General features: G+C 48.3%; 19 protein-coding genes and 2 rRNA genes (1 of these 21 running past the window's edge). 20 read left to right on the forward strand and 1 reads right to left on the reverse strand.

Annotation, left to right across the window (positions count from 1 at the left end):
- The 4 genes from AC0L4K_RS02080 to AC0L4K_RS02095 form a co-directional block, all read left to right on the forward strand.
- Positions 1 to 1301: ribosomal RNA gene (locus AC0L4K_RS02080) — 23S ribosomal RNA — on the forward strand (it extends 1592 nt beyond the left edge of the window).
- A gap of 162 nt (positions 1302 to 1463) precedes the next feature.
- Positions 1464 to 1579, forward strand: a 5S ribosomal RNA gene (rrf, locus tag AC0L4K_RS02085).
- Between the two features lie 352 nt (positions 1580 to 1931).
- The gene (locus AC0L4K_RS02090; RefSeq protein WP_417224978.1) at positions 1932 to 2192 is read left to right on the forward strand and encodes an FAD assembly factor SdhE; all 261 of its coding nucleotides are present in this window, start codon (positions 1932 to 1934) and stop codon (positions 2190 to 2192) included.
- On the forward strand, positions 2170 to 2622 hold the full coding sequence (locus AC0L4K_RS02095) for a protein YgfX (protein ID WP_473268035.1): 453 nt from the start codon (positions 2170 to 2172) through the stop codon (positions 2620 to 2622). Before AC0L4K_RS02090 ends, AC0L4K_RS02095 begins: the two co-directional genes overlap by 23 nt.
- Here the strand turns inward: AC0L4K_RS02095 and nadB are convergent.
- Complete coding sequence (gene nadB / locus AC0L4K_RS02100; protein ID WP_473268036.1) at positions 2603 to 4198, reverse strand: L-aspartate oxidase; 1596 nt, start codon at positions 4196 to 4198, stop codon at positions 2603 to 2605. The two genes, AC0L4K_RS02095 and nadB, sit on opposite strands and share 20 nt — an antisense overlap.
- 255 nt (positions 4199 to 4453) lie before the next feature.
- Here nadB and rpoE point away from each other — a divergent pair, with 255 nt between their 5' ends.
- From rpoE to AC0L4K_RS02180, 16 genes are all read left to right on the forward strand, one after another.
- Positions 4454 to 5038, forward strand: coding sequence for an RNA polymerase sigma factor RpoE (rpoE, locus tag AC0L4K_RS02105; RefSeq protein ID WP_417224972.1), 585 nt, complete (start codon positions 4454 to 4456; stop codon positions 5036 to 5038).
- 140 nt (positions 5039 to 5178) lie between these two features.
- Complete coding sequence (locus tag AC0L4K_RS02110) at positions 5179 to 6027, forward strand: MucB/RseB C-terminal domain-containing protein (protein WP_473268037.1); 849 nt, start codon at positions 5179 to 5181, stop codon at positions 6025 to 6027.
- Positions 6028 to 6033: 6 nt separating this feature from the next.
- Entirely contained in the window at positions 6034 to 6468 is a 435-nt protein-coding gene (locus tag AC0L4K_RS02115) for a SoxR reducing system RseC family protein (RefSeq protein WP_417224968.1), read from the forward strand.
- Positions 6469 to 6506: 38 nt separating this feature from the next.
- Positions 6507 to 7907: a DegQ family serine endoprotease gene (locus AC0L4K_RS02120; RefSeq protein ID WP_417224966.1), complete on the forward strand. Its 1401-nt coding sequence runs from the start codon at positions 6507 to 6509 to the stop codon at positions 7905 to 7907.
- Between the two features lie 163 nt (positions 7908 to 8070).
- Positions 8071 to 9870: a translation elongation factor 4 gene (lepA, locus tag AC0L4K_RS02125; protein WP_417224964.1), complete on the forward strand. Its 1800-nt coding sequence runs from the start codon at positions 8071 to 8073 to the stop codon at positions 9868 to 9870.
- 11 nt (positions 9871 to 9881) lie between these two features.
- Entirely contained in the window at positions 9882 to 10691 is an 810-nt protein-coding gene (gene lepB / locus AC0L4K_RS02130) for a signal peptidase I (RefSeq protein WP_417224962.1), read from the forward strand.
- 20 nt (positions 10692 to 10711) lie between these two features.
- Positions 10712 to 11086 (forward strand): DUF4845 domain-containing protein, encoded by a 375-nt coding sequence (locus AC0L4K_RS02135; RefSeq protein ID WP_417224960.1) that lies wholly within the window; start codon positions 10712 to 10714, stop codon positions 11084 to 11086.
- Complete coding sequence (gene rnc / locus AC0L4K_RS02140; protein WP_417224994.1) at positions 11086 to 11766, forward strand: ribonuclease III; 681 nt, start codon at positions 11086 to 11088, stop codon at positions 11764 to 11766. The genes AC0L4K_RS02135 and rnc overlap by 1 nt, the downstream gene beginning before the upstream one ends.
- Positions 11763 to 12698 (forward strand): GTPase Era, encoded by a 936-nt coding sequence (gene era, locus AC0L4K_RS02145; protein ID WP_417224958.1) that lies wholly within the window; start codon positions 11763 to 11765, stop codon positions 12696 to 12698. Before rnc ends, era begins: the two co-directional genes overlap by 4 nt.
- Before the next feature lie 13 nt (positions 12699 to 12711).
- Positions 12712 to 13431, forward strand: coding sequence for a DNA repair protein RecO (gene recO / locus AC0L4K_RS02150; RefSeq protein ID WP_417224956.1), 720 nt, complete (start codon positions 12712 to 12714; stop codon positions 13429 to 13431).
- Between the two features lie 122 nt (positions 13432 to 13553).
- Entirely contained in the window at positions 13554 to 14327 is a 774-nt protein-coding gene (pdxJ, locus tag AC0L4K_RS02155; RefSeq protein WP_417224954.1) for a pyridoxine 5'-phosphate synthase, read from the forward strand.
- Positions 14324 to 14698: a holo-ACP synthase gene (acpS, locus tag AC0L4K_RS02160; RefSeq protein ID WP_473268038.1), complete on the forward strand. Its 375-nt coding sequence runs from the start codon at positions 14324 to 14326 to the stop codon at positions 14696 to 14698. Before pdxJ ends, acpS begins: the two co-directional genes overlap by 4 nt.
- A 166-nt stretch (positions 14699 to 14864) precedes the next feature.
- Positions 14865 to 15761: a cysteine synthase CysM gene (gene cysM / locus AC0L4K_RS02165; RefSeq protein ID WP_473268039.1), complete on the forward strand. Its 897-nt coding sequence runs from the start codon at positions 14865 to 14867 to the stop codon at positions 15759 to 15761.
- 274 nt (positions 15762 to 16035) lie between these two features.
- Positions 16036 to 18294: a GTP diphosphokinase gene (gene relA, locus AC0L4K_RS02170; protein ID WP_417224948.1), complete on the forward strand. Its 2259-nt coding sequence runs from the start codon at positions 16036 to 16038 to the stop codon at positions 18292 to 18294.
- Positions 18294 to 19112 carry a nucleoside triphosphate pyrophosphohydrolase gene (gene mazG, locus AC0L4K_RS02175; RefSeq protein WP_417224946.1) on the forward strand — a complete coding sequence of 273 codons (819 nt, stop codon included), beginning with the start codon at positions 18294 to 18296 and terminating at the stop codon, positions 19110 to 19112. Before relA ends, mazG begins: the two co-directional genes overlap by 1 nt.
- Positions 19113 to 19175: 63 nt before the next feature.
- Positions 19176 to 19562: a hypothetical protein gene (locus AC0L4K_RS02180; protein ID WP_473268040.1), complete on the forward strand. Its 387-nt coding sequence runs from the start codon at positions 19176 to 19178 to the stop codon at positions 19560 to 19562.
- Positions 19563 to 19611 lie beyond the last annotated feature (49 nt).

Here is a 19611-nt window from a genome sequence, read left to right on the forward strand (position 1 = left end):
TACCCCAAACCGACACAGGTGGTCAGGTAGAGAATACCAAGGCGCTTGAGAGAACTCGGGTGAAGGAACTAGGCAAAATGGTACCGTAACTTCGGGAGAAGGTACGCCGATGTGGGTGATAGGACTTGCTCCTTAAGCTCGCGTCGGTCGAAGATACTAGGTGGCTGCGACTGTTTATTAAAAACACAGCACTCTGCAAACACGAAAGTGGACGTATAGGGTGTGACGCCTGCCCGGTGCTTGAAGGTTAATTGATGGGGTTAGCTTCGGCGAAGCTCTTGATCGAAGCCCAAGTAAACGGCGGCCGTAACTATAACGGTCCTAAGGTAGCGAAATTCCTTGTCGGGTAAGTTCCGACCTGCACGAATGGCGTAACGATGGCCACACTGTCTCCACCCGAGACTCAGTGAAATTGAAATTGCGGTTAAGATGCCGTATATCCGCGGCTAGACGGAAAGACCCCGTGAACCTTTACTATAGCTTCGCAGTGGACTTTGATATTACTTGTGTAGGATAGCTGGGAGGCTTTGAAATCTGGACGCCAGTTCAGATGGAGCCAATCTTGAAATACCAGCCTGGTACTATTGAGGTTCTAACTCAGGTCCCTTATCGGGATCGAGGACATTGTGTGGTGGGTAGTTTGACTGGGGCGGTCTCCTCCTAAAGAGTAACGGAGGAGTACGAAGGTGCGCTCAGCATGGTCGGAAATCATGCATCGAGTATAAAGGCATAAGCGCGCTTGACTGCGAGACAGACACGTCGAGCAGGTACGAAAGTAGGTCTTAGTGATCCGGTGGTTCTGTATGGAAGGGCCATCGCTCAACGGATAAAAGGTACTCCGGGGATAACAGGCTGATACCGCCCAAGAGTTCACATCGACGGCGGTGTTTGGCACCTCGATGTCGGCTCATCACATCCTGGGGCTGAAGCCGGTCCCAAGGGTATGGCTGTTCGCCATTTAAAGTGGTACGCGAGCTGGGTTTAGAACGTCGTGAGACAGTTCGGTCCCTATCTGCCGTGGACGTTTGAGATTTGAGAAGAGTTGCTCCTAGTACGAGAGGACCGGAGTGAACGAACCTCTGGTGTTCGGGTTGTCATGCCAATGGCATTGCCCGGTAGCTACGTTCGGACAGGATAACCGCTGAAAGCATCTAAGCGGGAAGCCCCCTTCAAGATGAGATCTCACTGGGGCCTTGAGCCCCCTGAAGAGCCGTTCAAGACCAGGACGTTGATAGGCTGGGTGTGTAAGCGTTGTGAGGCGTTGAGCTAACCAGTACTAATTGCTCGTGAGGCTTGACCATATAACGCCAAAAGCGTTTGGGAAGCTGATAGATTAAGATACGACTGAAAAGTCACACGGATTAGAGCTTGTACAGCTCATCTCAAAGCAACACCGTTACAGGATTCTAATGACGCTTGAACTAACAAAGCGTTTAGTTCAATCGTTAGAGCAACCAGTTTTGCTTGGCGACCATAGCGAGATGGAACCACCCGATCCCTTACCGAACTCGGAAGTGAAACGTCTTAGCGCCAATGGTAGTGTGGGGATTCCCCATGCGAGAGTAGGTCATCGCCAAGCTTCAAATAAGAGACAGCCCCGATCATTAGTTTGATCGGGGCTTTTTCGTTTTGGGCGTTTTGTTTGCCAGCATAAGACTTAACTGTTGGCGCTGGTCTATCCCCTTCTAAGCAATCTCCGCCCCCCATTCTTACTGCTACAAAGGCTATACTGATATTTGTCATGAATCGTTGAAGTGGTCTATGTTATGGTTCACATCGGTTTGCCGTGTTCGCCCGAGTGGCTTTGCAGCTTGATTGGGGTGTTGTTTGGCTTGCTAGGAGGGGCAGTTATTTTATATATTGCCTATCTCGTTTATCAGGCTTGGCGCGATAATCGCGGCAACTGATTTCAATTACTAAGCAGGTAGATAATGTATACCGAAGAAGATATTCGCCGTTTACGTTGGCAGAGCCGCAGAGGCATGCTGGAGCTGGACGTACTGTTTGTGCCTTTTGTTGAAGACGCGTTTGCTGATCTCGATGAGGAGGACCAAGATCGATTTGTTAAATTACTCGCCTGTGAAGACACCGATCTATTTGTTTGGTTAATGGAGCGTGGTGAGGCAGATGACCCTGATTTACAACGTATCGTGCGGATAATTTTGGATCGTGTTCAGCCCGTTTCAAGTTGAGATAAAGCCCTCCGTCATTAGTCGGGGGGTATTTTTACTTCTAACTGTATTGTCACTGGTGTCGATATGGCTCTCCGGTCTGAGTGTTACTCTTCAGGTTGTACTTAGCCTTCTCTGTGGTTGTTATGTGTTTTATAGTTGGCCGCGCTTTATTTCCCTTACTCATCATCGTTGCATTACCGGATTGCGTTGGCTTGCGGATAAAAAGGTCTTGGCGGTCTGTCTCGTAGGGGAGGGCTGGGTAGAAGTTGAGGCAGTGCAACAGCGACTGTCGTTTCCATTGCTGCTTGGCCTCAGTGTCAAACTTAGAGGGGCGCGCAGAACAGTCGCTGTGGTGATCTGGCCTGATAGTGTTAGCGCTGATCAGTTTCGTAAGTTACGTGTGTTATTGCGGTTCGCACCACCGCCGCTTAATGCCAGTCATAATTAACGGGAGTTAGGATGGTATCCCTAGCTTCTAATCCGCTTTCTGGGTAATCAAGAGTGTAGTGAAGTCCGCGACTTTCCTGCCGACGCATGGCTGAGCGTATAATTAGATCGGCAACCACCGCTAGATTTCGTAATTCAAGCAGGTCTCGGCTTACCTTGTAGTTACTGTAATATTCGCTAATCTCTTGTTGTAATAGATCCACCCGATGTTTCGCCCGCTGTAGGCGTTTATTGGTTCTAACGATACCCACGTAATCCCACATGAAACGTCGTAGCTCATCCCAATTGTGGGCGATAATGACATCCTCGTCAGAGTCGGTGACCTGGCTTTCATCCCAGGCGGGTATCTCTGGCAGTTCTCCTAAGGGGTGGTTGTGGCTGATGATATGACTGGCAGCCGATGAGGCGTACACGATGCACTCTAACAGGGAGTTACTTGCTAACCGATTGGCACCGTGTAGTCCTGTAAAAGAGGTCTCTCCAATGGCATACAGCCCTTCTACATCACTCATACCATGTTGATTGACCATAATCCCACCACAGGTGTAATGAGCCGCCGGTACAACAGGTATGGCTTCTTTGGTGATGTCGATACCGTATTTTAGGCAACGTTCATATATAGTAGGAAAGTGTTGTTTTACAAATTCGGCGGGTTTATGGGAGATATCTAGAAATAGACAATCGCAGCCGAGGCGTTTCATTTCATGATCGATCGCTCTGGCGACAATGTCCCGTGGTGCTAGTTCGCCACGATCATCGAACTTGTCCATGAATCGACTGCCATCGGGTAACCGCAGTTTTCCGCCTTCACCGCGTACCGCTTCTGAAATCAAAAAAGATTTTGCTTGAGGATGGTATAGGCAGGTAGGGTGGAATTGATTGAATTCTAAGTTGCCTACGCGGCAACCGGCGCGCCAAGCCATGGCAATTCCATCTCCTGAAGCGCCATCAGGGTTGCTGGTGTAAAGGTAGGCCTTACTGACCCCGCCCGTAGCGAGTACCGTGGAGCCCGCTTTAAAGACGTCTACATGGCCGCTGTTATGGTCTAGGACATAAGCGCCAATACAGCGATTTTCAGGGAGGTTGAGCTTATGGCGTGTGATAAGGTCAACGGCGATGCGGTCTTCAAACAAATGAATATTGTTTCGGGCTTTGGCGCGTTCTATCAATGTTTGCTGAATCGCCTGGCCGGTCGCATCGGCGGAATGGATGATTCGACGATGGCTATGGCCGCCCTCTTTGGTTAAATGATACTCATTACCTTCACGGGTGAAGGGCACTCCTTGCTCAATAAGCCAGTCGATACTCTCTTTGCCATGTTCAACGGTAAAGGAAACAGCATCGGGGCGGCTTAGGTTGGCACCAGCGGTGATGGTGTCTTGAAAGTGGGCTTGAGTGCTATCCGTATCATCAAGAACGGCAGCGACACCACCTTGAGCTTGGTATGTCGAGCCGCTGGTGAGGCTGGCTTTACTGAGAACGGCGATTTTATATGAGTCTGGTAGCTGCAAGGCTAGTCCCAGTCCTGAGGCGCCACTACCAATGATCAAGACATCGAACTGAAACTCATTACTCATCTGCGCATTCTCTACCGCTATTATTTCAAGGGCTAATTATTGCTCGAACCACCGGTTGTGGGCCAGAGTATCGGGGTAAATTTATTAATTTTTTTTGATATAAGGGAACTTAGTGGCTAGAAAGGCCTCTTACCCTATAACTTAAGTTCAGCTCTGGTAAAGAGTTGCATGTAATAGGGGGTGGCATTCATACTTCCTTGTAGCAGCTGAGAAAAGCTACATTTGTTGGGAACTGTTCATACAATAAGGAATCGAATGTCCAGCGAGAGCCAAGCATCGATAGATCAAAAGCTGGTCAAGCGAGTTCAGGAAGGTGATAAAACTGCCTTTGATCTGTTGGTTAAAAAATACCAGCATAAAATAATCGGCCTAATAGGGCGATATGTTTATGACCATCATGAAGCGATGGATGTGTCCCAAGAGGCATTTATAAAAGCGTATCGTGCGCTACCGAATTTCCGCGGCGACAGCGCTTTTTATACATGGCTTTACCGGATAGCGATCAATACGGCTAAGAATCATTTAGTCGCTAAAGGTCGCAGACCACCGGATATGGATATCGACGTAGACGATGCCCATCATCTGGAAGGAGATAGCGGCTTAAAAGATATTGAAACCCCGGAGAATAGTTTATACCGGGATGAGTTGGCCCAGGTCGTTAGAAATGCGATGGATAAGCTCCCTCAGGATCTTCGCGCGGCATTGTCTTTGCGTGAATTCGATGGCTTGAGTTATGAAGATATAGCTCAAATTATGGATTGTCCGGTCGGTACTGTACGTTCACGTATCTTCAGGGCTCGGGAAGCGATCGATAAAGAGATATCGCCTCTGTTTAACTGACTTATATGCCTCCTCGTTGTAGGTGGTAAAGGATAACAGAGCGTTAAATTAAACAGTTGTGCTGTTTAGTACTAATAATGGGTGGAACGATTTCACCCTGTATCTGTAACGCAGGTACTTAATCCGTTAGGAGTTGGCTAATGAGCGAACAACCCAAAGAAGCTCTTTCCGCATTGATGGACAATGAAGTCGGTGACTTTGAGTTACGTAGCCTGTTGAAGCAGAGTGCTGAGAATCCTGCGCTGTCACAACAATGGCAACGTTACCATGTTGCCAGTTCGCTACTCAAAAATGAGCAGTTAGGTCGTGGCGATATTAGTGCTGCCGTTATGCAAGCTATTGATGCTGAGCCAGTGTTAGAAAAAGTAGCTGCTGATGTGGCTGAAAAACAGGGACTTTCTAAGAAAAGCTTCTTCAAGCCTTTGATGAGCATGGCGGTTGCCGCGTCAGTGACGGTGGTTGTTATTCTCGGCGGACAGAATTTTGGTCTTAATTCACCTGCGACCGTCGATGCCAGTTTAGCGCAGGCGCCTCAGCCTGCTACGAGTATGGGGCAGACAAGTCTTGTACCTTCTCGTAACTTGATGCGTGCGCAGTTTGGTGCTCCGGCGATTGCACATCAAGCGAATAGCGATAATGATAATATTATTCGCTTTAATGCCGGTCTAAATAGCTATATTCAGCAACATAATGTGTTGCGTCAAGGGCAGTTGGTCAGCTCAACACCGGGTTGGATTCCTGATGGATATTCTGCGGTAAAAAATGCGATGGCTCCCGGGGCCGAACTGACGGTGTTTAGTAATGGGGTTAACTCTTTTACGTTGAGCATTGAGCGTACCGGTAGTTCAGCTGTGCCTGAAGGTGCGACGCAAATGGGTGATATGGTTGCCGTTGGTAAAAAAGTAGATCAGTTCTTTGTCACCGTTGTTGGTGATGTACCTTTGATGGTGGCTGATCGGGTGGCTAATTCAATTGAGAAAATACAGTAATTAAACATGCTTGAAGAAAACGGTCGTGTTGTACGGGTTGGGTCTGACGCTGTTTGGGTTGAAATGATTAAACAGAGCGCCTGCTCGAGCTGTAGTGCACAAAAAGGCTGCGGGCAAAGCCTGCTAGCCAAAATTGGCGACGGTAAACGGTTAGAAATTCAAGTGGATAACCCGCAGCAGCTCGCTGTTATGGTCAATGACCAGGTGACCTTAGGGGTCGGCGAGCGATCATTTCTAACCGCTTCGTTACTGGTTTACCTTTTACCGTTACTGACCATGTTTATCGTTTCAGTGACCGTACAGCTGTCGGGTTTTTCTGAGCCACAAGTGATTTTAAGCGCTGTTTTGGGGTTAGTAGGTGGTTTCCTGCTAACCCGGTTTATGTCTGGTCTTATAAGCCAAAATTGCAGTTACCGACCGGTGCTGCTTCGTAGAGTTTGATTTACCTTTAGTAATCATTGATATGCAGGATAAACGATATGAAACTCGTCAGAGCGACTTTTAGTCTAGTTCTATTCTGGTTGTGCGTGAGCAGTGTGCATGCCGCATTGCCAGAGTTTAAGGATTTGGTAAAACAGACGTCTCCCGCCGTCGTTAATATTAGTACGGTGCAGCAGGTGTCTACGCGGGTTCAGGGAATGCCTGACCTTCAGCTACCGGAAGGGCAGCAGATTCCCGATATTTTCCGTCATTTCTTTCGTATCCCCGAAGGTTATGGTAATTCGCAGAAGCACAAAGCCCCGCAATCCTTGGGTTCTGGCTTCATTATCTCTGATGATGGTTATATTCTGACGAACCATCATGTGGTGGCTGATGCGGATAAAGTCATTGTCCGGTTGAGTGATCGACGTGAACTGGAAGCAAAGATTATTGGTTCTGATAAACGTTCTGATGTGGCGCTATTAAAAATTGATGCGACCGATCTGCCTGTGGTCAAAATTGGTGACTCTGCTAAAGCAGAAGTAGGTGAGTGGGTACTCGCTATCGGTTCTCCTTTTGGTTTTGATCATTCGGTCACGGCCGGTATTATCAGTGCCACCGACAGAAGCCTGGCGAATGAAACCTATGTTCCCTTTATTCAGACGGATGTGGCGATCAACCCAGGTAACTCTGGTGGCCCGCTGTTTAACTTGAAGGGGGAGGTTATTGGTATTAACTCCCAAATCTATACCCGTTCCGGCGGATTTATGGGGTTATCTTTTTCTATCCCGATGAATGTTGCGATGGAAGTCGTCGATCAACTGAAGGATAGCGGTAAGGTAAGCCGTGGCTGGTTAGGTGTGATTATTCAAGAAGTGAGTCGCGATTTAGCTGAATCTTTTGGCTTGGATAAGCCAGAGGGCGCGCTGGTTGCAACCGTGCTGCCGGATAGCCCAGCGGAAGCTGCGGGTATTCGTGAAGGGGATATTATTTACAGTTTTAATGGTCATCCGATTGATCGTTCCGGTGATCTGCCGCATCAAGTTGGCCGCATTCCGCCAGAAACCGATGCAACCGTGGGCGTTGTTCGTGGAGGCAAGAAACAATCGATTACCGTAACTATTGGCTTACTGCCTGCGTCGGGCGAAGTGCTGAAAACATCGGCTAACAATGAAAAAGCCTCAACCAATCGTTTGAATATCCATCTCAGTGAGTTGGATGATCAGTTACGTGAACGATTAGGGGTAACCTCCGGTGTTGTGGTGCGTCAAGTTGAAGAGGGCGCGGGCGCTGATTCCGGTTTGATGGTCGGTGATGTGATTACCATGCTTAATGGCGAAGAGATTAGTTCGATTGAATCCTTTGCTGATGCGGTTGAGGCACTGCCAGATAACAAAGCTGTGCCGATGCGGATCGTGCGTCGGGGTAGCCCAATGTTTATTCCGCTTAAACTTAAATAGTCTGTAGCGACTATACCGGGGGCTTTATGCCCCCTTTTGTTTATTTTCAGATGCGTTTCTCTTTGATGGTCGTAACAGATGAAATACGGTACACTTGCCGGCTTCAGAATTGCGCCCTGACGACGGGGTTGCATGGTTAAATTTATTAGCTGGTGATTCCGTAGTGAGTAAGCTCGAACACATTCGTAACTTTTCGATTATTGCCCATATTGACCATGGCAAATCTACCTTAGCAGATCGCTTTATTCAGACCTGCGGTGGCTTAGCTGAGCGGGAGATGGAACAGCAAGTTCTGGATTCTATGGATCTTGAACGGGAACGCGGAATCACCATCAAGGCACAGAGTGTAACGCTTAATTACACGGCCAAAGATGGCAAGGTCTATCAACTTAACTTTATCGATACCCCGGGGCATGTCGATTTCAGTTATGAGGTATCTCGTTCCTTAGCGGCCTGTGAAGGTGCCTTGCTGGTTGTTGATGCCGCTCAGGGGGTTGAAGCACAGTCCGTGGCGAATTGTTATACCGCGCTGGAACAAGGGCTGGAAGTGCTACCGATCCTGAATAAAATGGATCTGCCTCAGGCTGAGCCTGAACGGGTTCGTAACGAGATCGAGGAAGTTATCGGTATCGAAGCGGAACATGCAGTGGCCTGTAGTGCTAAGAGTGGCTTAGGTATCGACGATGTACTTGAAGCCCTAGTTAAGCATATTCCGCCACCAGAAGGTGATCCTGATGCGCCGCTGCAGGCGTTAATTATCGATTCTTGGTTTGATAACTACCTTGGCGTTGTTTCATTGGTGCGGGTAAAACAGGGCACTTTACGTAAGAAAGATAAGATTCTGATTAAATCGAACCGCCAAGTTCAGCCAGTTGATGGTGTTGGTATCTTTACGCCGAAACGTACTGAAACCGGCGTCCTGCGCGCGGGTGAAGTTGGCTATGTGGTTGCCGGTATTAAAGATATTCACGGTGCGCCGGTGGGTGATACGATTACTCATGCTAAAACTCCTGATGTTGAAACCTTGCCAGGCTTTAAGCGGGTGCAGCCGCAGGTCTATGCCGGTCTGTTCCCAACCAGTTCGGATGACTATGAAGACTTTCGTGAAGCGCTCGATAAACTGACGTTGAACGACGCTTCGTTGTTCTTTGAACCCGAATCTTCGGATGCACTGGGATTTGGTTTCCGTTGTGGTTTCCTCGGGATGCTCCATATGGAGATCATTCAAGAGCGACTAGAACGTGAATACAATCTTGATCTAGTCACTACCGCGCCAACTGTAGTTTACGAGTTGGAACTGAATAGCGGTGAAGTGGTTCAGATTGATAGCCCATCGAAACTACCCGATCCCGGCTCGATCAAAGAGATGCGAGAGCCGATAGTGGAAGCCAATATTCTTGTACCTCAGGAATATTTAGGGCAGGTGATCGGTTTGTGTGTCGATAAACGGGGCGTGCAGAAAAATATGAATTTCGTCGGCAATCAGGTTCAGGTGTCTTATGAGCTGCCGATGGCTGAAGTGGTATTGGACTTCTTTGACCGTCTTAAGTCGGTTAGTCGAGGATACGCTTCCCTTGAATATAACTTTGTCCGCTTTCAGCCTGCCCAACTGGTGCGGCTGGATATTCTCATTAATGGTGAGAAGGTCGATGCGTTGGCGGTTATTTTGCATAAAGATAATGCACCTTACCGTGGCCGTCTGTTGTGTGAAAAGATGAAAGAGCTGATTCCGCGGCAGATGTTTGATGTCGCTATTCAGGCAGCGATTGGCGGTAAGATTATCTCCCGAACCAATGTTAAGGCGCTACGTAAGAACGTTATTGCTAAATGTTATGGTGGCGATGTCAGTCGTAAGAAAAAACTGCTACAAAAGCAGAAAGAAGGTAAGAAACGGATGAAACAGGTGGGAAGGGTTGAGATTCCTCAGGATGCCTTCCTTGCAGTTTTGAAAGTTGATGGTTAGGACACAGACGCATGGATTTTGATTTCGCACTGATACTGGTGGTACTTACCTTTGTGGCCGCATTGGGCTGGGTGTATGACCGACTGGTGTTGGCTAGTGCGCGTAATGCGCGTATCGCCGCAGCAGAGCAAGCTAGTGGTGTACTACCCGAAGCCACACTCGAACAATTAAATAAAGAAAACGCTGTTGTCGACCTGTGTCGTTCGCTGTTTCCAGTGCTATTAGTGGTGCTGATTTTGCGTTCTTTTGTGGTTGAGCCGTTTCAGATTCCGTCTGGGTCAATGAAGCCAACGCTGAAGATCGGCGACTTTATTCTGGTTAATAAGTGGCATTATGGTTTCCGTTTACCGGTGATCGGTACTAAAGTTATCCCTATGAACACGCCGTTACGAGGCGATGTGGTGGTGTTTAAATACCCTAACGACACGCGTATTAATTATATAAAACGGGTTGTTGGGTTACCGGGTGATCGGATTCGTTATCAGAATAAAACGGTTTATGTTAATGGTGAACCACAAGCGCAGCAATTGCTTGAACAGTTACCGCCGCAGAACCCTCGGTTACTGTTGATCGATGAGACATTAGGTGATGTGAGCCATCAGATCTATCGCGATGTTGCGCCACCCCGTCAGCCCGCCGAATGGGTCGTACCCGAAGGACAGTATTTTGTCATGGGGGATAACCGTGATAATAGTAACGATAGCCGTTTCTGGGGCTTTGTGCCTGATGAGCTGCTAGTCGGCAAAGCATTCGCAGTGTGGATGCATTGGCAGGATTTCTTTACCCTGCCTAATTTCAGTGATGTACGCACTATCCATTAAAAGGAAAATTGGGGTAAGTTATGTCAATACGGAATAAGCAACAGGGCGTCTCTTTTTTCGCTCTGATGATCATCTTGATTGTCGCAGGCGTGTTTTTTGCGGTTGGAATGAAGTTGTTTCCGGTCTATTGGGATCACAGTCTGGTGACCTCCATGATGGAAGAGTTAGTAGAAGAGCCTGATACCAAAAAAGACAACCCGGCTGAAACCCGTCAAAAAATTAGTAAGCGACTGCGCATTAATCAGGTGAGCTTGCCGGTTAGTGACGCTGTGATTATCGCTGAAAAAGAAGGGGTGAAACTAATCACCCTGAAATACGATGTAACTGTACCTATGTTTTACAATGTTGATGCAGTGGTTAAATTCCACGAACAGTATGAAGTGATTATCCGTTGATTATTAAGCCTGCCACCGACCTCGCTAAAAAGCTGGGGTATCAGTTTAAAGATGAGAGCATGATTGAATTAGCTCTCACCCACCGTAGCCACGGAAAGCGTAACAATGAACGTTTGGAGTTTCTAGGAGACTCGATTCTTAATTTCGTTATCGCCGAAGCACTTTACCGACGCTTTCCTGAAGCGAAGGAAGGTCAGCTCAGTCGGCTGCGTGCTCAGTTAGTCAAAGGTGAAACGCTGGCCGAATTGGCTCGTGAAATGAAGCTTGGCGATTATTTGCGGCTGGGTTCAGGCGAGCTGAAAAGTGGCGGTTATCGACGCGATTCTATTTTGGCCGATGCGGTTGAGGCGATTATTGGCGCCATCTATCTCGATAGTGATATGGATAGTTGCCGGCCTTATATTTTGGGTTGGTATCAATCCCGTCTAGAGCAGACATCTCTGCTAGACACCCAGAAGGATTCTAAAACGCGCTTGCAGGAGTTTTTACAGTCCCGTCGTGCGCCGTTACCAGATTATGAACTGCTGTCTGTCAGTGGCGAAGCGCATCAACAGACTTTTGAAATTCGTTGTGCCGTAGCCCTGTTGGATCAGCCGACGGATGGTAAAGGTAGTAGCCGTCGTCAGGCTGAACAGAATGCCGCTAAAAAGGCGCTTGATAAACTGAAGGTGGTTAAATGAGTCGTGATCTGAGTTATCTGCTAGATCAGCCCAGTGATAATCAGCACTGCGGATTTGTTGCCATCATTGGTCGCCCGAATGTGGGTAAATCAACGCTGATGAATAATATCCTTGGGCAGAAATTGAGTATTACTTCCCGTAAACCTCAGACGACTCGCCATCAGATTGTTGGTATTAAAACCGAGGGTGATGTGCAAGCGGTGTATGTTGATACCCCGGGGCTGCATAAAGATCAGGATAAAGCGATTAACCGTTATATGAACAAAGCGGCGAGTTCTGCGTTGCGTGATGTTGATGTGGTGGTTTTTATTATTGATCGTACGGCTTGGACCGAAGAAGACGAAATTGTATTTGAAAAGCTAGGCGGTATTAAATGCCCAGTGATTCTCGTGATCAATAAAATTGATCAGCTCGATGACAAAGAGTCCCTCCTGCCACACCTTGAAACATTGTCGCAAAAAATGGACTTTCTCGAGATTATCCCGATCTCCGCTAAAAACGGCACCAGTGTTGATCGCCTAGAAGCGGTGATTAATGAACACCTGCCTAAGAGTATTCATTTTTACCCGGATGATCAGATTACCGATCGTAGTTCGCGTTTTTTGGCGGCTGAATTGGTGCGTGAGAAGTTAATGCGTAATCTCGGTGATGAGGTACCCTACGGGACCACCGTTGAGATTGAAGAGTTTAAGCGCAATGAACGGGGTATCTTGATTATTAGCGCTTTGATCTTAGTTGAACGTGAAGGCCAGAAGCGCATCGTTATTGGCGATAAGGGTGATAAGATTAAAGGCATCGGCCGAGACGCGCGCTTGGATATGGAAAAGATGTTTGACTCTAAGGTGATGCTAAATCTTTGGGTTAAAGTGCGTAGCAACTGGTCGGATGACGAGCGGGCCCTGCGCAGCCTTGGATACAACGATATAGAGTGACTGAAGGTCGCGGATGAGTTATCAGGTTGAAGCTCAGGCGGCTTACGTCCTGCATACCCGTCCGTACCGGGAGACCAGCTTATTGGTCGATCTCTTTACCTTAGAGCAGGGTAAAGTCAGTGCGGTAGTTAAAGGCGCTCGTAGCCCGCGTTCTCGAATGCGAGCGATGATGCAGCCATTCACTCCCTTACAGATTAGTTTACGTGGCCGTCACGAGTTAAAGACCTTAATTCAGGCTGAAGCGGTTGCCGCGCCGGTATTTCTTAAAGGGGATGCACTGATTTGCGGTCTGTATGTGAATGAACTCCTCGAACGCTTGTTACAACCCTCGGACCCCCATCCACGACTCTATGTTTTTTATCAATATGTTTTGAATGAGCTTCTGGCCGCGAACGATATCGAGTTAGCCCTGCGTACATTCGAGCAACATCTGTTACAGCAGTTAGGCTACCAATTTGATGTACAAGGCTGCCAGCCCGATAATATCTATCGCTATGAGTCATCCCAAGGTTTTATTTTGGTGAAGCAGTTTTCGGATGCCGTTAAACCGTTTTGTTTTAGTGGTGATCAGTTAATCGGTATTGTGGCTGAGCAGTATCATCGTCCGGAGATTCGTCGTGCCGCGAAACGCTTGATGCGGCTGGCGTTGGAAACGCAACTAGGGAGTCGGCCACTGCGCAGCCGTGAGTTATTACAGGGTTATCGACCCAAGCCTCCCGTTGCAACGCCATAAGGTTATCGGTCTGTTCAGACTATTGCTGGCAGCAGGATTCTAGTAAGCTTTGTCGAGATAGGTATCATCATCGTTTTGTTGATGTTTCGCTGTTTTTATTTCTATTTTAGAAGAGGTTAATCGTGGTTGAGCCAAGCCGTTTATTACTGGGTGTCAATATTGATCATATCGCCACACTGCGTCAGGCACGGGGCACCCGTTATCCTGATCCGGTACAGGCCGCGGCGCTGGCTGAAGAAGCTGGAGCCGATGGTATTACTGTGCATCTGCGCGAAGATCGTCGACATATTCAAGATCGTGATATCTACTTGTTGGCGGATACCCTGCAAACACGGATGAATTTTGAGATGGCCGTGACGGATGAGATGGTCGGCATCGCTGAACAAGTTCAGCCAGGTCATGCGTGTCTTGTGCCTGAAAAACGGGAAGAGCTGACCACCGAAGGTGGATTAGATGTGGTTGGCCAACAGCAAAAAATTAAAGCCGCCTGTGATCGTTTAGCTGCGGCTGGGGTTGAAGTCTCTTTGTTTATCGACCCCGAGCAAGATCAAATTGATGCAACCTTAGCTTGCGGTGCGCCGGTTATTGAATTGCATACCGGTGCTTATGCCGATGCGGAAACCGCAACCGAGCAGAAGGCCGAACTCGCACGTATTCAAGCGGCGGCTACTTATGCCTTCAGCAAAGGACTGATTGTGAATGCCGGACACGGGCTCAACTATCACAATGTTGAACAGATTGCTGAGATTCCGGAAATCAATGAACTGAATATTGGTCATGGGATTATCGCCCGTGCGGTTTTTGTTGGCTTAAAAGAGGCGATTGCTGAGATGCGTCGTTTGCTGATGGAAACTCAAGTGCGGGTTCAATCATTACGGGATGCCGTGCGTCGATGATCATCGGTGTTGGCACGGATCTATTGGATATCCGTCGCATTGGTAAGGCGCTGGAGCGAACGCCACGCCTTGCTGAGAGGATTCTGACGGCATCAGAACTAGCGCAGTTTCAGCGTGCCTCCCAACCGGTCAACTTTCTGGCAAAACGCTTTGCGGCTAAAGAAGCGGCGGTTAAAGCGCTGGGTACAGGAATTGGTCGAGGTATCAGTTGGCAGCATTTTGCGGTGAGCTACGATAGCTTAGGCCGGCCGTTAATGACGATGAACGGCGGTGCGCAGGAAAAAGCCGAGCAGCTAGGAATTCGTCAGATACATATCTCTTACAGTGACGAAACCGATCATATTATCGCGTTTGCTGTGGCTGAATCCTAATCGCGGCACTTAGCTCTGTTTAGTGTCATTCAGAACTGTTTTTGATTGAGCTTTTAGGGCGCCACCGGTACTATTCTGGTTGTTATTTCTGATATATAAAATCAATTTTTAATTTCTTTTAGTTATATTCTTATATTGGCTTTAAGAGCGGCGGGCGTACAGGTTTATGAGTATGAATTTTCCAACCATTGAAGATTATGTGGGTAACACGCCCCTTGTGCGTCTGCAACGGCTTGATGTTGGCCGTGGGAATACAGTGCTCTGTAAGCTAGAAGGCAATAACCCGGCTGGCTCGGTTAAAGACCGTCCGGCGATGAGTATGATTCAATTAGCTGAACAACGGGGGCAGATTTCACCGGGAGATACCTTGATCGAAGCAACCTCGGGGAATACCGGGATTGCCTTGGCAATGGCGGCGGCGATCAAAGGCTATAACATGACCCTGATTATGCCGGATAACAGCAGTGAAGAACGTAAAACGTCGATGACGGCCTACGGCGCTCAACTTATCTCGGTAACGTCAGAGCAAGGTATGGAAGGTGCACGGGATCTAGCACTGAAGATGCAAGCGGATGGACAGGGAATTGTACTCGATCAGTTTGCCAATATGGATAATCCTGAAGCCCATTACCGTGGCACAGGGCCTGAACTGTGGCAGCAAACAGAGGGGCGTATTACCCACTTTGTTAGTGCGATGGGCACAACGGGTACGATCATGGGCACCTCCCGCTATCTGAAAGAGCAAAATTCAGCGGTGCAGGTTGTTGGCTTGCAGCCAGCAGAAGGCGCCGCTATTCCCGGGATTCGTCGCTGGCCTGAAGCTTACCTACCAAAGATTTTTGAAGCTTCACGGGTGGATCGAGTGCTCGATATTACCCAGCCAGAGGCGGAGCAAACCATGCGCGCTTTGGCTCAACAAGAGGGAATCTTCTGCGGTGTTTCTTCCGGTGGGGCTGTTGCCGGGGCGTTACGGTTAGCGCAAGAGGTCGATAATGCCATTATCGTGTGCATTATCTGCGACCGTGGTGATCGTTACTTATCCACCGGCGTTTTTAGTCATTAACCTGGCGTCTTAACACTGCGCATTAAAGGGGCCTGTGGCTCCTTTTTTTGCCTGAATAGCGCTGTTTTCAAGTTAAATTAGACTAAGGGTGGCGCTTAATTCGGCTTAACTTACTCGCTATTAAAGGCCTGAAATAATAGAATGGGCCGCGGTATGCGCTATTGATTTTATACATTGTTTTAGCTTCTGTTATCGGTTTGTGGTGGTATTTAACAGAGGCTGTAGGGCGCAGACGTTTTTAGGGTATTAGGTAACTAGGGAGTGGCGTAGCGCTGTGGTAAAAGTACGCGAAGATCATCCGATACAGGCTGATGGTAGTATCGATCTGGAAATGTGGCTGGAACGGTTGCAAGAACAGGTCGAACTTAAGGATGTTGATACCGTCCGTCAGGCATGTTTGTATGCTCAACAGCTAAAAGAAGAGGCGGAGCCCTCAGAAGATTCATGGAGTGATTGTGATAGTTACCTAACCGGTCTGGAGATGGCGCAGATTTTGGTTGAGTTAAATCAGGATCAAGATGCTTTAGTGGCGGCTATTCTCTATCGCAGTGTGCGTGAGAAACGTACCACACTGGAAGATATTCGTCGTCGCTTTGGTCAGACAATTACGACGCTGATTGATGGCGTATTGCAGATGGCGGCTATCGGTAGCCGGCAGAACCCACGGCGTGAAAATGTCTTGGGACAGAGTGGCAATCCGCTGGATAATGTCCGCAAAATGTTGGTCTCAATGATCGATGATGTGCGGGTTGTGCTGATTAAAATTGCCGAGCGTACTTGTGCGATTCGACGGGTTAAAGGTGACTCCCGTAAGAAACGTTATCTGGTGGCCCGTGAGGTCTTTGATGTTTATGCGCCGCTGGCTCATCGACTGGGTATTGGTCATATTAAGTGGGAACTGGAAGACCTTTCTTTCCGCTATCTAAAGCCTAACGATTACAAGCAGATTGCCTCCCTGCTGGATGAGAAGCGTCTCGACCGCCAGCAGTTTATCGAAGATTCTGTCAATATTCTCAATACCGAATTAGAAAAGGTGAATATTGAAGGCGATGTGATGGGGCGTGCCAAGCACATCTACAGTATCTGGCGCAAAATGCAGCGCAAGAACATCGCTTTTAACCAAGTGTATGATATTCGAGCAGTAAGAATCTTGGTGCCGGAGATTCGTGATTGCTATACCGTTTTGGGTATTGTTCACGGTCTGTGGCGCAATATCCCTCACGAGTTTGATGACTACATCGCATCGCCTAAGCCGAATGGCTACCGCTCTTTACACACCGCGGTGTTTGGTCCGTCCGGTAAGGTGTTAGAGATTCAGATTCGCACCTTCTCAATGCATGAAGAGGCTGAGTTAGGGGTCTGTGCTCACTGGCTTTACAAAGGTACCGATACTAAATCAACCAGTTCGAGTTACGAAGATAAGATCGCTTGGTTGCGTCAGGTGCTGGAGTGGACTGAAGACCTGAGTGATTCAGAAGCGTTTTCTGAAGTGATCAGTGGTGATGTTGCTCATGACCGAGTGTATGTCTTTACTCCTGAGGGACATGTGGTTGATATGCCGGTTAAATCGACCCCGGTTGATTTTGCTTACCGGGTTCATACCGAGGTTGGGCACCGTTGTCGCGGCGCCAAAGTGAATGGCCGAATCGTACCATTAACTCGGCAGTTACAAACCGGTGATCAGGTGGAAATTTTGACCGCCAATGAGGAACATCCTCGGCGTGATTGGTTAAACCCTAACTTGGGGTACATCACCAGCGCTCGTTCCCGGGCTAAAGTTCAGCACTGGTTTAAACTGCAGGACAAAGACAAAAACGCGGCGGCGGGTAAGAAAATTATTGATCGCGAGTTCCGCCGTTTGGCGCTTGAGAGCAGCGACCTTAACTTTACCCAGATGGCCAAAGAGGTGAATCATCGCACCGCCGACGATATGTACGCGGCCCTAGGTGCCGGTGATATCCGCCTGTCGCAGGTTATTAATGCGGCGCAACAGCAGGTTGAAACCGATCATCAAGAAGCGCAGCTTGATCTTGCGCTGCCGGGTAATAACGGCCGGGTTAATCGGGGTACGGGCTCTGACGGTATTAATATCCGTGGCGTCGGTAATCTATTAACCACGATTGCGCCTTGCTGTAAGCCGGTGCCTGGCGATCTGATTATTGGTTATATCACCAAAAATCGGGGTGTTTCCATTCACCGGGAAGACTGTATTAATGTGTTTCAGTTGCGCCAGCATGAAGGTGAACGGGTCGTTGAGGTTAGCTGGGGTGAAGAGGCTGAATCAACCTACCCAGTGGATATCTTCGTCGAAGCGTTCGATCGCGCCGGTTTGCTACGTGATCTGATGATGGTTATGGCCAATGAAAACATCAACCTAGTGGCTGCGCATACTCAGTCGGATAAGAAGAGTAATATTGCTCAACTGACCCTGACCATTGAGATCAGTCGCCTAGAGTTACTGGGTAAAATTATGGATAAAATTAATCAGATTCCGAATGTGACCGATGTTCATCGACAGCGAAGTGGCTCCTGATGGCCGTGCAATATAGCCTTAATGACCTGATCTCTCTGATGGCGAGACTGCGAGACCCTGAGGATGGCTGTCCTTGGGATCTCAAGCAGGATTTTGCCAGTATTGTCCCGCATACGTTGGAAGAAGCTTATGAAGTGGCTGATGCTATCGAGCGTCAGGATTGGCCCCATCTACAAGGTGAGCTGGGTGATTTACTGTTTCAGGTGATCTTTTATGCTCGCCTCGCCGAAGAACAGCAGGGCTATGGTTTTGGTGAGATTGTTGACACGCTGGTTAAAAAATTGATCCGTCGTCATCCACATGTTTTCCCTGATGGTACTTTAGCCAGTCGGCGCACCGCTGAACCGCTGAATGAACAAACCATCAAGGCAACGTGGGAGGCCATTAAAGCGACTGAACGGGGTGAAAAACCACTTCAGGATGTGCGCGTTTTAGATGATATTCCGATGGCACTTCCGGCCCTTAATCGTGCCGAGAAATTACAGAAACGGGCTGCTCAGGTCGGCTTTGATTGGGGCGATGTACTGCCCGTACTGGATAAAATCGAGGAAGAGATCGCCGAGTTACGTGAAGCGATCGCAGCCGGTGATCAGCTAGAAATGGAGCATGAACTGGGCGATTTGATGTTTGCTCAGGTTAATTTGGCGCGGCATATGGGGATCAATCCCGAAAGTGCTTTGCGCTACACCAATCAGAAATTCACAAACCGTTTTAACTATATCGAAGATCATGTTACCAAAAGTGGTAAAGGTTGGCAGGATTTTACCTTGGATGAGCTCGATAGCTGGTGGGACGAGGCCAAACAGAAAGGTTTGTAGCCATGCCGTTGTCACTCGGGCGTCAATATACCGATGTTAGATAACGCCTAAATGGAGATCACTATGGGTTCGGTACAATGGGTTATTATGGCGCTGATCGTGATGGCTGGGCTAGGCTATTGGAATTACCAACGGATTGATGGTCAACGTAAAGAGCTACAAGCGACAGGGTTTCAGATCTCGGATGATCTCAAAGGCAATCCCGGTCTGCTAATCAGCACCTCGCAACGTGAAATTGCGGTATTAAATCCCAACGGTTATCTGCGTTTCAGTTTTGCTCAGCTACAGCGGGCCGAAGTACGTTCAGATGCGTTCGCACAAACCGATCATAATTATCGTATTGCTCTGATACTCTCCGGGGCGACACAGCCCGAGGTTGAGGTCGGCTATGAAAATGAACCACGGGCTGAGAACGCCTTGAAACGGCTACGGCGCTTGACCGGTCATTAATCTGCTACTTTTATATTGAGACTAAGATAGTATTTGTGCTTTGCACCAA

The sequence above is a fragment of the Amphritea sp. GJ51-11 genome (assembly GCF_055808735.1).